The following is a 1,237-nucleotide window of genomic DNA, read 5'->3' as shown; positions in this document are numbered from 1 at the left end:
GGCCCCTTGGGCCGGACAGGGAAGCATAGTTGGATTGACCGGTTGGCCGGGCTTTTGGAGAAGAGCCCATGGCAAGACACCGATCCCATAGCGTTGAGTTCAAGCGTCAGGTCGCACAGGAGTTTCTGAACGGCGAGACGCTTCACGGCCTTGCCAAGCGGCATGATATTTCCCGGCAGTTGATCCGCATCTGGGTGGCGAAGTATGAGGCCGGTGCCCTTGATGACGATGCGCGGGCGGCGGATCTGATCCAGGAATATGAGGCGCGGATTGCCGCACTCGAACGCCTTGTCGGCAAACAGGCGCTGGAGCTGGAGTTTTTAAAGGGGGCTCTGCGCGACGCACCGCGGCCGAGAAGCGCCAATACATCCGTGATCACCGGCCCGGCGGGATGTCGATCGCACGAGGATGTCGGCTGATGGGCATCGCACGATCGACATTCTATCATGAGCCGACCCAACCGATCGGCGATGCCGAACTGGTAGCTGCTATCACCGTGATCTGCGATGAGTTCGAAGCTTATGGCTGGCGCCGCGTGCAGGCCGCGCTCCGCCATCAGGGCGTGATCGCGAACCACAAGCGGATCAAGCGATTGATGCGCGAGCATGACCTGCAGCCGCGCCGTCGCAGGCGTTATACCGCAACCACCGACAGCGATCATGACCTGCCAGTCTTTCCGGATCGCTCGAAGGATATGATTCTTGATGGTCCCGATCAACTCTGGGTGGCGGACCTGACCTATGTCGCCATCATTGGCGGCTTTGCCTATGTCGCGATCGTCCTCGATGCCTGGTCACGCCGCGTCGTCGGCTATGCGATCGGAAGATCGATCGATGCGCGGCTCGCAGTGGCGGCGCTGAAGGTGGCGATCGAACGACGGCGCCCGCGATCAGGATGCGTGCATCATTCTGACCGCGGCAGCCAATACGCATCCCGGATTTATCGAGCGATGCTCGCCGATCATGCCATGGTCGGCTCGATGAGCCGGCGGGGCAACCCGTACGATAACGCCAAAGCGGAAAGCTTCATGAAGACACTCAAGGTCGAGGCGGTCTATCCCATGGCATTCGAAACCTTCGACGATGTCGCCGACCAGCTTCCTAGGTTCATCGACGACATCTACAACCAACGCAGATTGCATTCCGCGCTCGGCTATGTCAGCCCCGCGCAGTTCGAGCAGCAAAACTCCCGGCTCATGGTCAAATCAGCTGCGTGACCCTGTCCGGCCCAAGGGGCC

2 protein-coding genes are annotated in these 1,237 nt (G+C 60.6%); both read left to right on the top strand.

Annotated elements, in window-relative coordinates; genetic code table 11:
* Positions 1 to 68 precede the first annotated feature (68 nt).
* Positions 69 to 419 carry a transposase gene (locus EBMC1_RS15965; RefSeq protein WP_003051010.1) on the top strand — a complete coding sequence of 117 codons (351 nt, stop codon included), beginning with the start codon at positions 69 to 71 and terminating at the stop codon, positions 417 to 419.
* Positions 392 to 1,216: an IS3 family transposase gene (locus tag EBMC1_RS15960; RefSeq protein ID WP_231292948.1), complete on the top strand. Its 825-nt coding sequence runs from the start codon at positions 392 to 394 to the stop codon at positions 1,214 to 1,216. The genes EBMC1_RS15965 and EBMC1_RS15960 overlap by 28 nt, the downstream gene beginning before the upstream one ends.
* Positions 1,217 to 1,237: the final 21 nt, after the last annotated feature.

It is taken from the genome of Sphingopyxis sp. MC1 (genome assembly GCF_000371385.1).
Taxonomy (GTDB): domain Bacteria; phylum Pseudomonadota; class Alphaproteobacteria; order Sphingomonadales; family Sphingomonadaceae; genus Sphingopyxis; species Sphingopyxis terrae.
The sequence above is the reverse complement of the archived record's forward strand: the minus strand, read 5'-3'. Positions and strand labels throughout refer to the sequence as shown.